This window comes from Amycolatopsis sp. NPDC006125 (assembly GCF_040614195.1).
GTDB classification, from domain to species: Bacteria; Actinomycetota; Actinomycetes; order Mycobacteriales; family Pseudonocardiaceae; genus Amycolatopsis_E; species Amycolatopsis_E tucumanensis.
Window position 1 is genome coordinate 1 of record NZ_JBEXTZ010000146.1, and the last position, 15,340, is coordinate 15,340.

Here is a 15,340-nt window from a genome sequence, read left to right on the forward strand (position 1 = left end):
GGGGCCTGGCCGCGCGCCAGCACCACCCCCACGCCCTCTGCGGTGCCCCCGGGCGCGGCGCCCCCGTCCCCCTGCGACCCCCACCGCGGGGCGGCCCCCCCGGCCTCCTCGGCCAGCTCGCGCCGCGCGGCCTCGACCGGGTCCTCCCCGGCGTGGTCGAGCAGCCCGGCTGGCAGCTCCCAGATCCGCCGCCCGAGCGGGTGCCGGTACTGGTGGACCAGGGTGACCGCGCCGTCGGCGTCGACCGCGGCGATCGCGACCGCGCCGAGGTGCTCCACCACCTCGCGCCTGGCGGTGCCGCCGCCGGGCATCGCGACCTCGTCGATCCGCAGCCCGACCACGCGTCCGATGTGGACGTCCTTGCTGGACACCACCCGGAAGTCGTGCTCGCCGGGGGCGGTCAATGCGCGCTCACGGTGGGCTCGGGCAGCTCGACCGGCAGCCGGTCCGCGGTGCGGTACCGGACGACGGCGTCGATGAACGCGTCGAACAGCGGGTGCGGCCGGGTCGGGCGGCTCTTGAGCTCCGGGTGCGCCTGGGTGCCGACGAAGAACGGGTGCACGTCGGCGGGCAGCTCGACGAACTCGACCAGGCGGTCGTCGGGCGAGGTGCCGGAGAAGACCAGTCCGGCGTCGGAGAGCCGCTTGCGGTAGGCGTTGTTGACCTCGTAGCGGTGCCGGTGCCGCTCGGACACGTCGGTGCTGCCGTAGGCCTTCGCGACCTGTGAGCCGGGCTTGAGCTTGGCCGGGTAGGCGCCCAGCCGCATCGTGCCGCCCATGTCGCGCTCGCCCGCGACGACGTCCTTCTGGTCGGCCATCGTGGAGATCACCGGGTGCTCGGTGCCCTCGTCGAACTCGGCCGAGTTCGCGCCCTCGATGCCGGCCAGGTTGCGGGCCGCCTCGATGACCATGCACTGCAGGCCGAGGCACAGCCCGAGCACCGGGATGCCGCGGGTGCGGGCGTAGTGGATCGCGCCGATCTTGCCCTCGATGCCGCGCACGCCGAACCCGCCGGGCACCAGGACGCCGTCGACGTCGCCCAGCGCGGCGGCCGCGCCGGCCGGGGTGGTCGCGCGGTCGGAGGCCACCCACACGATCTCGACCTTGGCGCGGTGGGCGAACCCGCCCGCGCGCAGCGCCTCGGTGACCGACAGGTAGGCGTCGGGCAGGTCGATGTACTTGCCGACCAGCGCCACGCGGACCGTCTCGGACGGGTTGTGCACCCGGTCGAGCAGGTCGCCCCACACCGTCCAGTCGACGTCGCGGAAGGGCAGGCCGAGGCGGCGCACCACGTAGGCGTCGAGCGCCTCGCGGTGCAGCACCTTCGGGATGTCGTAGATCGAGCGCGCGTCCGGGCAGGCGATGACCGCCTCGGTGTCCACGTCGCACATCAGCCCGATCTTGCGCTTGAGGTCCTCGGGCAGGTCGCGGTCGGCCCGGCACACCAGCGCGTCGGGCTGGATGCCGATGTTGCGCAGCGCGGCGACCGAGTGCTGCGTCGGCTTGGTCTTGAGCTCGCCCGACGGCGCCAGGTAGGGCACCAGCGACACGTGCAGGAAGAAGCAGTTGTCCCGGCCGATCTCGTGCCGCACCTGGCGGCAGGCCTCCAGGAACGGCAGCGACTCGATGTCGCCGACCGTGCCGCCGACCTCGGTGATCACCACGTCGGGCTGCTGCCCCGTGCCGTCCGACTCCGCGACCGCCATGATGCGGCGCTTGATCTCGTCGGTGATGTGCGGGATGACCTGCACGGTGTCGCCGAGGTACTCACCCCGGCGCTCCTTGGCGATGACCTCGGAGTAGACCTGGCCGGTCGTGACGTTCGCCGAGCCGGAGAGGTCCCGGTCGAGGAAGCGCTCGTAGTGGCCGATGTCCAGGTCGGTCTCGGCGCCGTCCTCGGTGACGAACACCTCGCCGTGCTGGAACGGGTTCATGGTGCCTGGATCCACGTTGAGGTAGGGATCCAGCTTCTGCATCGTGACCCGCAGGCCGCGAGAGGTGAGGAGCTGGCCCAGGCTGGAGGCCGTCAGGCCCTTGCCCAGGGAGGAGGCGACGCCCCCCGTGACGAAAACGTACTTGGCTGTCCGCGGCTGAAGTCCCACGGGCTTCCACCTTATCGCACCGGCCCCCGGGCGCTCGCTCGCCGCGCCCACGTAGTTCGATGGGTCACGTCAGACGTTCGCGCGTGAAAGAGGCACCGTGACCCAGCCCCCCGCTTCCCAGCCCACCTGGACCGCGCCGGTCGCGCCCGGCCCGCTCGACGCGACGGTGCGCGTCCCCGGCTCCAAGTCGATCACCAACCGGGCGTTCGTGCTGGCCGCGCTGGCCGCAGAGCCGACCCTGGTCCGCGCCCCGCTGGACTCCCGGGACGCCCGGCTCATGCTGGGCGCGCTGGAGTCGCTGGGCGGCGGCTGGGAGCGGCGCGGCGACGACGTGCTGGTCCGCCCGCTGGCGCACGGCTCGACGGAACCGGCGAACGTCGTGCTGGGCAACGCGGGCACGGTCGCGCGGTTCACGCCCGCGCTGGCCGGGCTGGGCTCGGCGCCGGTGACGTTCGACGGGGACGAGGCCATCCGCCGCCGCCCGATCGCGCCGCTGCTGGCCGCGCTGCGCGAGGCGGGCGCGGACATCGACGACGAGGGCCGGGGCGCGCCGCCGTTCACCGTCCGCGGGCACGGCGGCCTGCCCGGCGGGAAGGTCGACCTGGACTCCAGCGCGTCCAGCCAGTTCCTGTCGGCCCTGCTGCTGGCCGGCCCGGCGTTCGAGGCCGGGGTGACGGTGCGGCTGACCGGCGGCACCCCGCCGAGTGAGCCGCACATCGCGATGACGCTGGACATGCTGCGCCGGTTCGGCGCGTCCCCGGAGCGGGACGGGCAGGAGTTCCACGTCGGCCCGGCGCGGTTGTCCTGCCCGGACTTCACGGTCGAGCCGGACCTGTCCACGGCGGCGCCGTTCGTGGTGGCCGCGGCGGCCGCGGGCGGCACCGTGCGCATCCCCGGCTGGCCGGAGTACTCCACCCAGCCGGGTGACTGGCTGCGCAGCCTGATGACCGAGCTGGGCCAGCGGGTCGAGCTGACTCCGGAGGGGCTGACCGTCACTGGAACGGGCGAAATCCCGGGCGCGCGGCTCGACCTGCACGAGGTGGGCGAGCTGACCCCGGTGATCGCCGCGCTGCTGTGCTTCGCCGACGGGCCGTCGGTCATCTCCGGCGTCGCGCACCTGCGCGGGCACGAGACCGACCGGCTGGCGGCGCTGGCGACCGAGCTGTCCGCGCTGGGCGCCGGGGTGACCGAGACCGCGGACGGTCTGGCGATCACCCCGGCCCCGATGCACGGCGGCGTGTTCCACACCTACGAGGACCACCGGCTGGTGATGGCCGGCGCGGTGCTCGGCCTTCGGGTCCCCGGTGTGGAGGTCGAGGACCCGGCGACGGTCGGCAAGACCTTCCCCGGGTTCACCACCGCCTGGGCGGAGATGCTCAGCTGACCACGTCGGCCAGCCTGCCGACCTGGCCCGGGTCGGTGCCCCAGCAGTAGAGCATCAGCTCGTCGGCGCCGAGGTCCGCGAAGTGCTTGGCCGCTTCGCGGACCTGCTCCGGCGTGGTGAGCATCCCCTCGACCATGTTCCTGCCGTAGTCGCTGAAGGCGTAGTAGGCGGCGATGGCCGCGCGTGCCTCGTCCACATCGGACTCCAGCGCGACGTTGATCTGGGCGACCATGCGCGGGCGGCCGTCACGGCCCGCGTCGGCCCAGAACCGCTCGACCTTGGCGAACAGGTCGCCCGCCCACTTCGGCGGCGCGGCGCACAGGAACCCGTCGCCGTGCCGGGCGATCCGCTCCAGGGCGGGGTCGGCGAAGGCGCCGAACAGGACCTCGGGACCGCCGGGCGTGGCCGGGGCGGGCCCGATCCCTTCGGCGCCGGACCAGATCCGCCGCATGCGGGTCATCTGCTCGTCGAGGACCCGGCCGCGCTGACGCGGGTCGGTGCCGGTGGCCTGGTGGTCGTCGGCGCGCCCGCCGACACCGAGACCGAGGGTGAAGCGGCCGCCGGAGAGCCGGTCCAGCGTGGCGGCCTGCTTGGCGAGCAGGGCGGGTTCGCGCAGCGGGGCCAGCAGGACCTCGGTCTGCAGGCGGACGCGCGTGGTGGCGCCGGCGAGCAGGGCGAGGGTGACCAGCGGCTCGGGGTTGTCGTAGACGATCCGGTCGAGCAGGCCGAGCGTGCGGAACGGGCCGTCGTCGGCCAGACGCGCCCAGTCGGTGAGCTGTTCGGGGCTGCCGATGGGCAGGCCGAGACCGAAATGCATGAATTCCTCCAGAGAACGGGCATGGCGAACTGACAGTGCCGCCCGCTCCGGACTCTTTTCGCGGTGCTGCCTCTGCGGCTGTACTTCGGTGGCAGGCACGGTCCCGTGGAGTACTTTCGATCTTAGCGCAAGATCATCTGGGGAAGGGCTGGTTTTCATGACCGATCGCCGTTTCCGGTTCGGGCTGGTCACCGGGCAGCCGGGTCCCGCGAGCCACTGGGCGGGACTGGCCCGCCGCGCCGAGGACCTCGGCTTCGACACGCTGCTGGTGCCCGACGCGGCCGGGGTGCAGGCGTCGGTCCCGGCGCTGGCCGCGGTCGCCGCGTCGAGCTCCCGGCTGCGGATCGGCACGTTCGTGCTCGCCGCGCCGATGCACTCCCCCGGCCGCATCGCCTGGGAGACCGCGACGCTCGACCAGCTGTCCGAAGGCCGGTTCGAGCTGGGCCTGGGCGCGGGCCGCGGGGACGCCGGCGGCACGGCGGAGCTGCTGGGCGTGCCGTTCGGCAGCGCCGGCGAGCGGGTGCGGCAGGTGGGCGAGGCCATCCAGGCGGTGCGGAAGCTGTTCGCCGACGGCACGTTCACGCCGGTGCAGCAGCCCGCGCCGCCGATCATGGTGGCGGGCAGCGGGACCCGGTTGCTGCGGCTGGCCGCCCAGGAGGCCGACATCGTCGCGGTGCACACCAGCAGTGAGGAGGAGCTGCGCGAGCGCCTGCCGGTGCTCCGGGAGGCGGCCGGCGCCCGCTTCGACGAGCTGGAGCTGAGCGTGAACGTGTTCGCCATCGGCGACGGCCCGCTCCCGGAGTGGATGCGGCAGTTCGGCATCGACCCGGCGGCGGCGAGGGACAACACGAACCCGGCGGTGCTGACCGGCGACCCGGCGACGGTGGTGGACACGCTGCGCCGCCGCCGGGACGAGCTCGGGCTGTCCTACGTCACGATCAACGCCCACGCGCTGGAAGCGGCGATCCCGGTGGTCGAGCGCCTCGCCGGGACTTGATCGCCCCGGACCTGATCGCCCAAGATCTGATGACTCAGAGCGGCGCGGTATAGGTCGTTATACGCTGCCCGCCGTGGTGGAGCCCAGCGGGCAGCGGCGATCGAGCGTTGCCCGCGTCGGCGAGCCGCCACCCGCAGCCCCGGCGAGGCAGCGGAACTCAGCTGCCCGCCGGGTCATCCCCGGCGGGCAGCGGCGGTGGTCAGCTGCCCGGCTGCGCGACCCCGGGCGCGGGCGACTGCGCGTTGCCCGCGATGCCGTACCGCCCGGTCCCGCCGTCCAGCTGTTCCTTGAGCGCCAGCACGGCGCTGATCCGCCCGGCAGCCGTGTTCGCGTTGTCCACAGTGGACAGGATGGACGTCGCCGAGGTGTCGGCCCGCACGAAGCCGATCGCGCCGGTGCCCTCGGCCGACGCCGGGTCCCCGGCGAGCACCGTGCCCGCGCCGGAGCGGTCCAGCTGCGCGGCGAACCGGGCCAGCGTCGCGGCCTTGTCGCCGGCCCCGTCGCCGGTCGCCTGGCCGCCGGTCAGCACCAGCGCCAGCTGGCCCGGCCCGATGCCCGGGCTCGCGTTGGCGAACCCGCCGTCCTGCAGGCCCGCGATCGCCGCGGCCAATTCGTCCGTTGTGGACTGCGGCTGTGCGGTGTCCTTGTTGAGCAGCAGCACCGAGCCCACCAGCGCCCCGGCGAGCGTGCCCGGGTCGCCCGCCGTCGGGAACGTCGAACCGGCCGGCTGCAGCCGGGTGACGACCTGGCGCAGCTGGTCGGCCTTCGCGGGGTCGGTGAACGAGTCGGTCAGCTGCAGCTCCCCCGACACCCGCGCACCGGAGGCCTCGATGAGCTGGCGCAGCGCGTCGCGGTCGGCCGGGTTCGCCTCCTGCGTCGTGACGAGCACGACCGAGCGGCGGTCCAGCGCGCCCGCGACGACCTTCGGGCCGAGCGAGCCCGCGAAGGCGTCCGCGTCGGACAGTCGCGCGTTGAGCGCGTTGCGCTGGGCCTCCAGGTCGGACACCTGCGACGCGAGCTTGCCCTTCTCGTCGGACAGCCCGGACAGCAGCGCCCCGTTCAGCGCCGTCGACCCGAGCACGACGCCGACGGCGAGCGCCAGGAACACCGCCGCGATCGAGACGATGTGGTACCGCAGAGAAATCACGTGAAGAGCCCCTTGACCCAGCTTGCGAAGGAATCCCAGGTGGAGCGCGCCCAGTCCAGGTACGCCCCGCCGACGTCGGACATGAGCAGCGCGACCGCGACCGCGACGAGCGCGGCGACGACGAGCAGCACCACCGCGCCCAGCGAGACGCGGCTGCGGTGCAGAGCGGCGACCGCCTTGCCGTCGACCAGCCGGGTGCCGAGCTTGAGCCGGGTCAGGAACGTCGACGGGTTCGACCCGGACCGGCCGTGGTCGAGGAACTCCCGCAGCGTCGCCTGGAACCCGACGGTGACGACCAGCCCGGCCTCGTGCGCGTCGGCCAGCAGCAGCGCCAGGTCCTCCGGGTTGCCGGACGCGGGGAAGGTGACCGCGCCGATGCCCAGGTCCTGGATGCGCGCCACGCCCGGCGCGTGCCCGTCCGGCTGGGCCGGGACGACCACCTCGGCGCCGCACTTGAGCGTCTCGGCGTCGATGCCGAACGGGTCGCCGACGATGATGTCCGGCTGGTACTTCTGCGCGCGCAGCGTGTCCGCGCCGCCGTCCACGCCGATCAGCACCGGCCGGTGCTCGGCGATGTACTTCTTGAGCGCCTTGAGGTCCTCGGCGTGCCCCTTGCCCGGCGCGACGACCAGCACGTGCCGGTCGCGCAGCGGCACCCGCACCTCGGGCACGCCCACCCCGTCGAGGATGAGCGTGCGCTCGCGGCGCAGGAACTCGATGGTGTTCGCGGAGAAGGCCTCCAGCTGGGTGGACATCCCGGCCTTGGCCTCGATCATCTGGTCGGCGACGCTGTCCGGCGTCTGCTCGCTGCCGCTGGCGACGTGCCGGTCGCCGACGTAGACGCCGCCCTCGTGCAGCCGGATGCGGCTGCCGTCCTTGATGCGGCGCAGCACCTCGCCGCCGACGTTGTCCAGCAGCGGGATGCCGGCGTTCACCAGGATCTCCGGGCCCAGGTTGGGGAACCGGCCGGAGATCGAGGGCGAGGCGTTGACCACGCCGGCGACCTCGGCCTCGACGAGCGCGTCGGCGGTGGCGCGGTCCAGGTCGATCTGGTCCAGCACCACGATGTCGCCGGGGCCGACGCGGCGGAGCAGATCGCGCGTGCGCCGGTCCACCCGGGCGACGCCGACGATGCCGGGGAGGGCCTCGGTGTTGCGGTTGAGCAGACCGGGAAGCTTCATGCGTCCGATGGTGGCAAACGAAAGCCGGATGTCCGCTCGCAACACGCCGTGCACAATCCGGTTTCTCGCCGTGATCCCTCGCCGGTCCGGCGCGTGTGGACGGTCAGCGCTTGGTGCGCTTGCCGGTCTTCCGGCGCGGTTTCGCCGCCGCTTCCTTGTCCGCGTCGGCCACCGCGAGCAGTTCTTCCGCGTGCGCCCGCCCGGTCTCGGTGCTCTCCATCCCGGCGAGCATCCGCGCCAGCTCGACCACCCGCTCGGACTTGCGCAGCGTCTTCACGTCACTGCGCGTGACGCCCTCCGCGGTGCCCTTGTCGACCACCAGGTGCCGGTCGGCGAACGCGGCCACCTGCGGCAGGTGCGTCACCACGAGCACCTGGTGGGTGCGCGCGAGCCGGGCGAGGCGCCGCCCGATCTCGATGGCCGCGCGGCCGCCGACCCCGGCGTCGACCTCGTCGAACACCAGCGTCTGCACGGTGTCGGCGTCGGCCAGCACGACCTCGATCGCGAGCATCACACGGGACAGCTCACCACCGGAGGCGGCCTTGTGCACCGGCATCGCGGGCGCGGCCGGGTGCGCCTTGAGCATCAGCTCGACGTCGTCCACGCCGGAGCCGCCGGCGTGCACCAGCTCGCCGTCCACCCGCAGCGCCTGCGGGTCGGACGCGTCCGTGGCGCGGCGCTTCACCGTCACCTCGATCTGGGCCTGGCCCATCGCCAGGCCGGACAGCTCCTCGGTGACCGCGCCGGCCAGCTCGGCGGCGGCGACGGTGCGGGCCGCCGACACCGCGGCGGCGTGCACGGCCAGCTGCGCGGCCAGCTCGTCCCGCCGCGCGGCCAGCGCCGCCAGCGCCTCCTCCGAGGTGTCCATCGACGCCAGGCGCGAGTTCGCGTCCTCGGCCCAGGCCAAGACGCCGTCGATGTCGGGCGCGTACTTGCGGGTCAGGGTCTTCAGCTCGGCCTGCCTGGCGAGGATCTGCTCGAGCAGGCCCGGATCGGCGTCCAGCCCGTCGAGGTAGCCGCCCAGCTCGGCGCCGACGTCGTTGAGCAGCATCTCGGCCTCGGCCAGCCGCGGCTCCAGGTCCCGCAGGGCCGAGTCGTCCGCGCCGGCCAGCCGCCGCCGGGCCTCGCCGATCAGGCCGAGCGCGCCCGGCTGGTCCGGGTCGCCGTCGGCCGCGCCGGACACCGCGGCCTGCGCGCCGCTCGCCGCGGCCCGCAGCTCCTCGGTCGCGGTGAGCCGCTTGACCTGCTCGGCCAGCTCCGCGTCCTCCCCCGGCTTCGGGTCGACCGCGGCGATCTCGTCCAGACCGTGCTTGAGCAGGTCCGCCTGCTGCGCCATCTCGCGGGAGCGGCTGGTGCGCTCCGTCAGCTCCGCGACCACCGCGAGCCACTCGTCGCGCACCTCCCGGTACCGGCGCAGCGGCTCGGCGACGTCGTCCCCGGCGAACCGGTCGAGCACCTCGCGTTGTTCGGACGGCCGCAGAAGCCGCAGCTGGTCGTTCTGGCCGTGCACCGCCAGCAGCCGGTCGGCCAGGTCGGACAGCACGCTCACCGGCACCGAGCGGCCGCCGAGGTGGGCGCGGGACCGCCCGTCGGCGCCCACCGAGCGCAGCGCGATGAGGCTGCCGTCCTCGTCGGTCTCGCCGCCCGCGTCGGCCACGATCCGGGCGACGTGACCGGCGAACACGCCTTCGAAGCGTCCCTCGACGCTCGCCCGGCCGGAGCCGTTGCGGACCTTCGACGCCTCGGCGCGTCCCCCGGACAGCAGGTGCAGCCCGGTGACGACCATGGTCTTGCCCGCGCCGGTCTCGCCGGTGACCACAGTGAATCCCGGGTGCAGTTCGAGCAGGGCGTCCTCGATCACTCCGAGGCCCTGGATGCGCATCTCGGCCAGCACGCAGACCACCGTAGCGGTCCGCTCCGACAATCCGCGGCCGCCTCGCCTCAGCGCGCGTGCCGTTCCCGCCAGCTCTTGACGGGCAGCGAGAACTTGTGGACCAGCCGGTCGGTGAACGGGCCGGGGTGCAGGCGGGCCAGCCGGACCGGGACCTCACCGGCCACGACCTCGACCCTGGCGCCGCGCGGCAGGGCGATGTGCCGCAGCCCGTCGCAGGTCAGGACCGCGGGCGAGCCGTACGGGTCGACGCCGACGGTGATCACCGAGTCGCGCGAGACGACCAGCGGGCGGGAGAACATCGCGTGCGCGTTGCTGGGAACGACGAGCAGCGCCTCGACGTCGGGCCAGATGACCGGGCCGCCGGCGGAGAACGCGTAGGCGGTGGAGCCGGTCGGAGTGGCGCACAGCACACCGTCGCAGCCGAAGGCGGACACCGGCCTGCCGTCGACCTCGATGAGCGCGTCCAGGATCCGCTCGCGGGTGCTCTTCTCGACGCTGGCCTCGTTGAGCGCCCAGGTGCGGGCCACGACCCGGCCCTCGACCGACACCGTGACGTCGATCGTCATGCGCTCCTCGACGGTGTACTCGCGCGAGACGACCCGCCCGACGGTCTCGGTGAGCGCGTCCGAATCGGCCTCGGTGAGGAAGCCGACGCGGCCGAGGTTGACGCCCAGCACCGGCACCCCGGCGGGGCGGGCCAGTTCGGCGGCGCGCAGCAGCGTGCCGTCGCCGCCGAGCACGAGCACCAGTTCGGCGCCGCGGGCCGGGTCGTCGCCGGGCGCGACGAGGGTGCACAGCTCGTCGAGGGAGTCGTGCTCGATCAGTTCCTTGACCTCGTCGTCGATGACGCGCAGCCCGATGCCGGCCTCGTCGAACCGGGTGGCGACCTCGCGCGCGGCGTCCTTGGTCGTCTCGCGGTCGGGGTGCATGACCAGCAGGACCTCGCGGCGCTCGCTCACTGGGGCCCCTTCCCGACCGCGTCACGGACCAGTTGCTCGACGTCCTGGTCCGGCGCCGGGTCGCGGCGCAGCCAGGCGAAGTACTCGACGTTGCCGGACGGTCCCGGCAGCGGGCTCGCGACCACGCCGTGCGGGTGCAGGCCCAGTCCGGCGGCGGCGTCCAGGACGTCCAGGACGGCGCGGGCGCGCAGTTCCGGGTCCCGCACCACGCCGCCGCTGCCGAGGCGTTCCTTGCCGACCTCGAACTGCGGTTTGACCATCGGGACAAGGTCGGCATCGGCGGTCGCGCAGGCGGCGAGCGCGGGCAGGACCAGGCGCAGCGAGATGAACGACAGGTCGCCGACGACCAGGTCGACCGGTCCGCCGCACTGCTCCGGGGTCAGGTTGCGGACGTTGGTCTTGTCCAGCACGACGACGCGCTCGTCGGTCTGCAGCCGCCAGTCGAGCAGGCCGCGGCCGACGTCGGCGGCCACCACCTGGGCGGCGCCGCGGCGGAGCAGGACGTCGGTGAACCCGCCGGTCGAGGCGCCCGCGTCCAGGCAGCGTTTGCCGCCGACGGACAGCCCGGCCGGTTCGAAGGCCTCGAGCGCGCCGAGCAGTTTGTGGGCGCCGCGGGACGCCCAGCCCGGGTCGTCGGTGGCTTTCACGACGATCGGCGCGCCGGTCTCGACGCCGGTGGCGGGTTTGCTGGCGACCATGCCGTTGACGGTCACCTTGCCCTCGCTGATCAGCGTGCTGGCGTGCTCGCGGGAGCGGGCGAGGCCGCGGCGCACCAGTTCGGCGTCGAGGCGGGCCCTGCGGGGCATCGCCTCACACCTTGTCGATGCTGGACAGGGCGGTGGTGAGCTCGGCGTGCACGGCGTCGAAGCGCTCGACGTGCTCGGCGAGCGGGATCCGGTCCAGGTCGTCGAGCGCGGCCATGGCCTCCTCGATGCCGGCGCGCGGGTCCTGCTGCGGCGCGGCGGCCGGCGGCGGCCCGGGGACCGGTCGCGGCGGTTGCGGAGTCGGTTGGTGCTGCACGGTCACCACGCTAACGGATCGGCTGGCCGCCGGACGGCAGCCCCAGCTCCGCGAGGATTTTTCCGGCCCGGTCGTCCCCGGCCCGGAGGGCGGTGACGCCGGTGTCCCAGGCGACGGCGCAGAGGGTGCGCAGCAGGGCCAGCGGGTCGCCGTCGCCGGTCGCGACGAGCGTGTCCCCGTCGCGGCGGACGTCCCAGCCGTCCTGCGGGGCGACGCGCAGGTCGTCCGCGGGTTCGGTGAGGGCGCCGAGGTCGGCGCCCAGGTAGGTCGGCCGTTCGGCGGGGACCGCGGTGACGAGAGTGGCGGGGGTCGCGACGCCGGTGAGCACGCACAGCGAGTCCATGCCCGCGGTGACGGCACCCGCGATGTCGGTGTCCAGCCGGTCCCCGATCGCAAGGGGGCGGCTCGCGTTCGCCGACTTCGCGGCGGTGTGGAACAGCGGGGCCTCTGGTTTGCCGGCGACCTCGGGGGTGGCGCCGGTGGCCGTGCGCAGGGCGGCGACCATCGAGCCGTTGCCGGGCAGCAGGCCGCGTTCGGTGGGCAGGGTGGTGTCGACGTTGCAGGCGACCCACAGGGCGCCGCCGCGGATGGCGACGCACGCCTCGGCGAGGTCGGCCCAGCCGGTGGCGGGGTTGTGGCCCTGCACGACGGCGGCGACGTCGTCCCCGGCCTCGCGCACGGGCTCCAGGCCCACGGCGGCGATCTCGCCGGCGAGCGCGTCGGTGCCGACGACGAGGACGACCGCCCCGGCGGGCAGCCGTTCACCGAGCAGCCGGGCCGCGGCCTGGGCGCTGGTGCTGACCTCGTCCGGGGTGGCGTCGACGTCGAGCGCGCGGAGGTGGTCCGCGACGTCCCCGGGCGCCTTGGAGGCGTTGTTGGTGACGAAGCGCACCGCGGCGCCCTGGTCACGCAGCTGCCGGATGGCCGCCGCGGCCCCCGGGATGGGCCGGGGGCCGTGGTAGACGGTTCCGTCGAGGTCGAACAGGAACGCGTCGTAGGCGGCCTGGAGGGCGTCAGCCATTCGCGAGCTCCGCGGCGCGCTCGGCGGCGTCGGTCTCGTCCTCCGCATCGGCCTCGGCGGCGTGCAGGAACCAGCGGAGGGCTTCCTCGGTGCGGTCGGCCGCGACGAGGTTGTCCGCGTAGGCGTAGAACAGCCGGGCGCTCCACGGGTCGCGCTTGCGCGGATCGAGGTCGTCGCCCTGCAGGGAGACGACGGCGGCGTCCACCTGGCCGAGGTCGCGCCGCGCCCCGGCGGCGACGATCTTCAGCTCGATCTCGACGTCGCGCGGCAGCTTGCGGCCCTGCATCTCCTTGGCGAGGTCGAGGGCCCGCTCGGGGCGGCCGAGGGCGCGCTCGGCGTCGGCGATGACGGCGATGTGCTGGTCGGTGTGGGTCATCCGGCGGACGGCCCGCAGCTCGGCCAGGGCTTCCTGCCAGCGGCCGGCGTGGTAGGACACCAGGCCGAGCGCCTCGCGGACGATGGGGATCCGGGAGGCGCGGGTCTTGGCGTACTTGGCGTGCGCCAGGGCGGCCTCCGGGTCGGTGTCGATGAGGTTGCCCGCCGCGACGAGGTGCTTGCCGACGGTCTCGGCGAGCGACTTCGGCAGGGAGCGCAGCTCGCGCCGGACGTCCGGGTCGAGGTCGCTGTACTCGATGTCCTCCGGCAGTTCCGGAGCTTCGAGCAGTTCCCGCGCGAGGGCCGCGTCGTCGAGGTCCCGGCCACCCCGCTTCCCGCGGCGATCGTCGGACCGCCGCTCCGCACGGCGCGCGTCACGGAACTCGGCGTCGGCGATCTCGACGTCGTCCTCACGCGCGACCGGCGAGGCCACCTGCTCGATGGCTTCGTCCTCGTCGAAGCCGTCAGCGAGGTCCTCGTCGGCGGTGGCGTCGTCCGGAAGGTTCGCAGCGGGCCTACCCGCGGCGCTGTCGTCGGCGGAGCCGACGCGCTTGCCGGGCTTGCCCGCGGTGTCGTCGCCGCCGGTGCCGGCGCCCTCTCCGGGCCTGCCTGCCGCGTCCTCATCGGCGATGCCGGCACCCTCATCGGGCCCGTCCGTGTCGGCGCTTCCGCCCCGGGTGTCCGCAGCGCGGTCCTCGGCAGCGCGGTCCTCGAAGGTGCTGTCGTCACCGGCGGCGCCGGTAGCGTCCACGAGGTCGGCGCCGGTCGCGTCCGCCTGGTCGGCGCGGGTCGCGTCCGCCTGGTCGGCGACCTCGCCTTCGCTGATCGTGGCGGCCGTAGAACTGCTGGTCACCACGTCGTCTGCGGAGTTCCGAGCCGGAGCCTCGTCCAGCCGCTCCTCCGCTGTCTCCGCGGCAGCCTCGGACCGTTCGTCGCGCTTCCAACCCGACCGGTCGCCACGATCGAACTGCCGACCGGCACGGTCGCCACGCTCGAAGCGACCACCGGAACGGTCGTCGCGCACGAACCGGCCGCCAGAACGGTCGTCGCGCTCGAAACGGCCACCGGAGCGGTCGTCGCGCTCGAAGCGGCCACTGGCGCGGTCGTCGCCGGGCTTGCGGGCCGGCCGGTCGCCCCGGTCGAACTTGCCGCGCGTCCGGCTGGAGTCGCGGTCGTCGAAGCGGCGCCCGCCCGACCTGGTGCCGTCACGGCGCGGGCCGGAACGGTCGTCGTCCCGCTTGCCGTAGCCGCCGCCACGCCGGTCGTCGTCGCGCTTCCAGCCCGGCCGCTCCCCACGACGCTCGTCGAAGGACCGCCCGCCACGGTTGTCGAAGGACCGCTCACCACGGTTGAAGTCGCGACGCTCGCCACCACGGCCCTCGGAAGAGCGACCGCCGCGGTCGAAGTCACGACGCTCGCCGCGGGCCTCGGCGGGCCGGCCACCACGGTCGAAGGAGCGGCCACCGCGCTGATCGTCACGCCCGCCACGGTTGTCGAACGAACGCTCACCACGCTTGTCGTCGCGGTTCCAGCCACCACGGCCCTCGGAGGGCCGGCCACCACGCCGGTCATCCCGCCCGCCGCGACTGTCGTCACGATTCCAGCCACCGCGGCTCTCGGACGAACGCCCGCCGCGGTTGTGGTCGCGGTTCCAGCCGCCACGCCCCTCGGACGGGCGACCTCCGCGGTTGTCGAACGAACGCTCACCGCGCTTGTCGTCCCGGTTCCAGCCGCCGCGTCCCTCGGCGGAGCGGTCACCGCGCTTGTCATCACGGTTCCAGCCACTACGGCCCTCGAAGGAGCGGCCGCCGCGGTTGTCGTCACGGTTCGAGCTACCGCGTCCCTCGGAGGAGCGGCCGCCGCGGTTGTTATCACGGTTCCAACCGCCGCGTCCCTCGGACGGGCGACCGCCGCGGTTGTCATCACGGTTCCAGCCGCCGCGGCGGGGCTCGTCTCGGTTCCAGCCCGGGCGGTCGCCGCGCCGGTCGTCGGCGCCGCGGTTGTTCCCGCGGCGGTCGTCGTCGCGGTTCCAGCTCGAGCGGTTGCTCTCGCCGCCCCGGCGGTCGCCGAAGTCGCGTCCGCCGGATCGCTTGTCGTCCTGCCGGCCATATCCGCCCGACCGGCCACCCTGTCCCGCCTTGCCACGCGGGGTGCCTCGCTGCGCTCCCGATCGTCCTGCGCCGGGAGCCGTATCGCGGCGCCGGGGGCGATCGGATGCAGCGCCGTCGAAGTCGCGCCGCCCGAAGTCCGCCACCTGGGCCTCCTCTTTCTAGGTTGTGAAGATCAGTAAACGCACCAAAGGCCCGTCAGGCGAGCCAATCGGCTATCCTAACGGGCCCTTGGGAAAGGGTGTTCGGCGGTGTCCTACTCTCCCACACCCGCGGGGGTGCAGTACCATCGGCGCTGGCAGGCTTAGCTTCCGGGTTCGGAATGGGACCGGGCGT

General features: G+C 74.1%; 13 protein-coding genes and 1 rRNA gene. 2 read left to right on the forward strand and 12 right to left on the reverse strand.

What is annotated here, in order from left to right:
• Positions 1 to 404: NUDIX hydrolase (locus tag ABZ193_RS40310; RefSeq protein WP_354713991.1), on the reverse strand; the 404-nt coding region annotated here is incomplete at its 3' end.
• Positions 401 to 2,101 carry a CTP synthase gene (locus ABZ193_RS40315; RefSeq protein WP_237338560.1) on the reverse strand — a complete coding sequence of 567 codons (1,701 nt, stop codon included), beginning with the start codon at positions 2,099 to 2,101 and terminating at the stop codon, positions 401 to 403. The genes ABZ193_RS40315 and ABZ193_RS40310, both read right to left, overlap by 4 nt.
• 97 nt (positions 2,102 to 2,198) lie before the next feature.
• On the opposite strand from ABZ193_RS40315, the gene aroA reads away from it, so the two are divergent.
• Positions 2,199 to 3,485: a 3-phosphoshikimate 1-carboxyvinyltransferase gene (gene aroA / locus ABZ193_RS40320; RefSeq protein WP_354713993.1), complete on the forward strand. Its 1,287-nt coding sequence runs from the start codon at positions 2,199 to 2,201 to the stop codon at positions 3,483 to 3,485.
• Here the strand turns inward: aroA and ABZ193_RS40325 are convergent.
• Complete coding sequence (locus ABZ193_RS40325) at positions 3,478 to 4,302, reverse strand: LLM class flavin-dependent oxidoreductase (protein WP_354713995.1); 825 nt, start codon at positions 4,300 to 4,302, stop codon at positions 3,478 to 3,480. The genes aroA and ABZ193_RS40325 overlap by 8 nt on opposite strands.
• A 157-nt stretch (positions 4,303 to 4,459) precedes the next feature.
• Between ABZ193_RS40325 and ABZ193_RS40330 the strand changes: the two genes are divergently transcribed.
• A complete protein-coding gene (locus tag ABZ193_RS40330; RefSeq protein ID WP_354713997.1) occupies positions 4,460 to 5,299 on the forward strand; it encodes a TIGR03621 family F420-dependent LLM class oxidoreductase in 840 nt (279 codons plus the stop codon).
• Between the two features lie 199 nt (positions 5,300 to 5,498).
• Here ABZ193_RS40330 and ABZ193_RS40335 read toward each other — a convergent pair whose 3' ends face one another.
• The 9 genes from ABZ193_RS40335 to rrf all read right to left on the reverse strand — a co-directional run.
• Entirely contained in the window at positions 5,499 to 6,446 is a 948-nt protein-coding gene (locus tag ABZ193_RS40335; RefSeq protein WP_020420659.1) for a copper transporter, read from the reverse strand.
• Positions 6,443 to 7,627, reverse strand: a complete 1,185-nt coding sequence (gene steA / locus ABZ193_RS40340; RefSeq protein WP_020420660.1) for a putative cytokinetic ring protein SteA — start codon at positions 7,625 to 7,627, stop codon at positions 6,443 to 6,445. The genes ABZ193_RS40335 and steA overlap by 4 nt, the downstream gene beginning before the upstream one ends.
• A 103-nt stretch (positions 7,628 to 7,730) precedes the next feature.
• Positions 7,731 to 9,521 (reverse strand): DNA repair protein RecN, encoded by a 1,791-nt coding sequence (recN, locus tag ABZ193_RS40345; protein WP_354713999.1) that lies wholly within the window; start codon positions 9,519 to 9,521, stop codon positions 7,731 to 7,733.
• A gap of 47 nt (positions 9,522 to 9,568) precedes the next feature.
• The gene (locus tag ABZ193_RS40350) at positions 9,569 to 10,480 is read right to left on the reverse strand and encodes an NAD kinase (protein WP_017982001.1); all 912 of its coding nucleotides are present in this window, start codon (positions 10,478 to 10,480) and stop codon (positions 9,569 to 9,571) included.
• Positions 10,477 to 11,286, reverse strand: coding sequence for a TlyA family RNA methyltransferase (locus tag ABZ193_RS40355; RefSeq protein WP_354714001.1), 810 nt, complete (start codon positions 11,284 to 11,286; stop codon positions 10,477 to 10,479). Before ABZ193_RS40355 ends, ABZ193_RS40350 begins: the two co-directional genes overlap by 4 nt.
• 4 nt (positions 11,287 to 11,290) lie before the next feature.
• On the reverse strand, positions 11,291 to 11,500 hold the full coding sequence (locus tag ABZ193_RS40360; RefSeq protein WP_237338566.1) for a hypothetical protein: 210 nt from the start codon (positions 11,498 to 11,500) through the stop codon (positions 11,291 to 11,293).
• A gap of 10 nt (positions 11,501 to 11,510) precedes the next feature.
• The gene (locus ABZ193_RS40365) at positions 11,511 to 12,521 is read right to left on the reverse strand and encodes an HAD-IIA family hydrolase (protein WP_354714003.1); all 1,011 of its coding nucleotides are present in this window, start codon (positions 12,519 to 12,521) and stop codon (positions 11,511 to 11,513) included.
• Positions 12,514 to 15,150: a hypothetical protein gene (locus ABZ193_RS40370; RefSeq protein ID WP_354714005.1), complete on the reverse strand. Its 2,637-nt coding sequence runs from the start codon at positions 15,148 to 15,150 to the stop codon at positions 12,514 to 12,516. The genes ABZ193_RS40365 and ABZ193_RS40370 overlap by 8 nt, the downstream gene beginning before the upstream one ends.
• Before the next feature lie 97 nt (positions 15,151 to 15,247).
• Positions 15,248 to 15,340: ribosomal RNA gene (gene rrf, locus ABZ193_RS40375) — 5S ribosomal RNA — on the reverse strand; the annotation flags it as partial.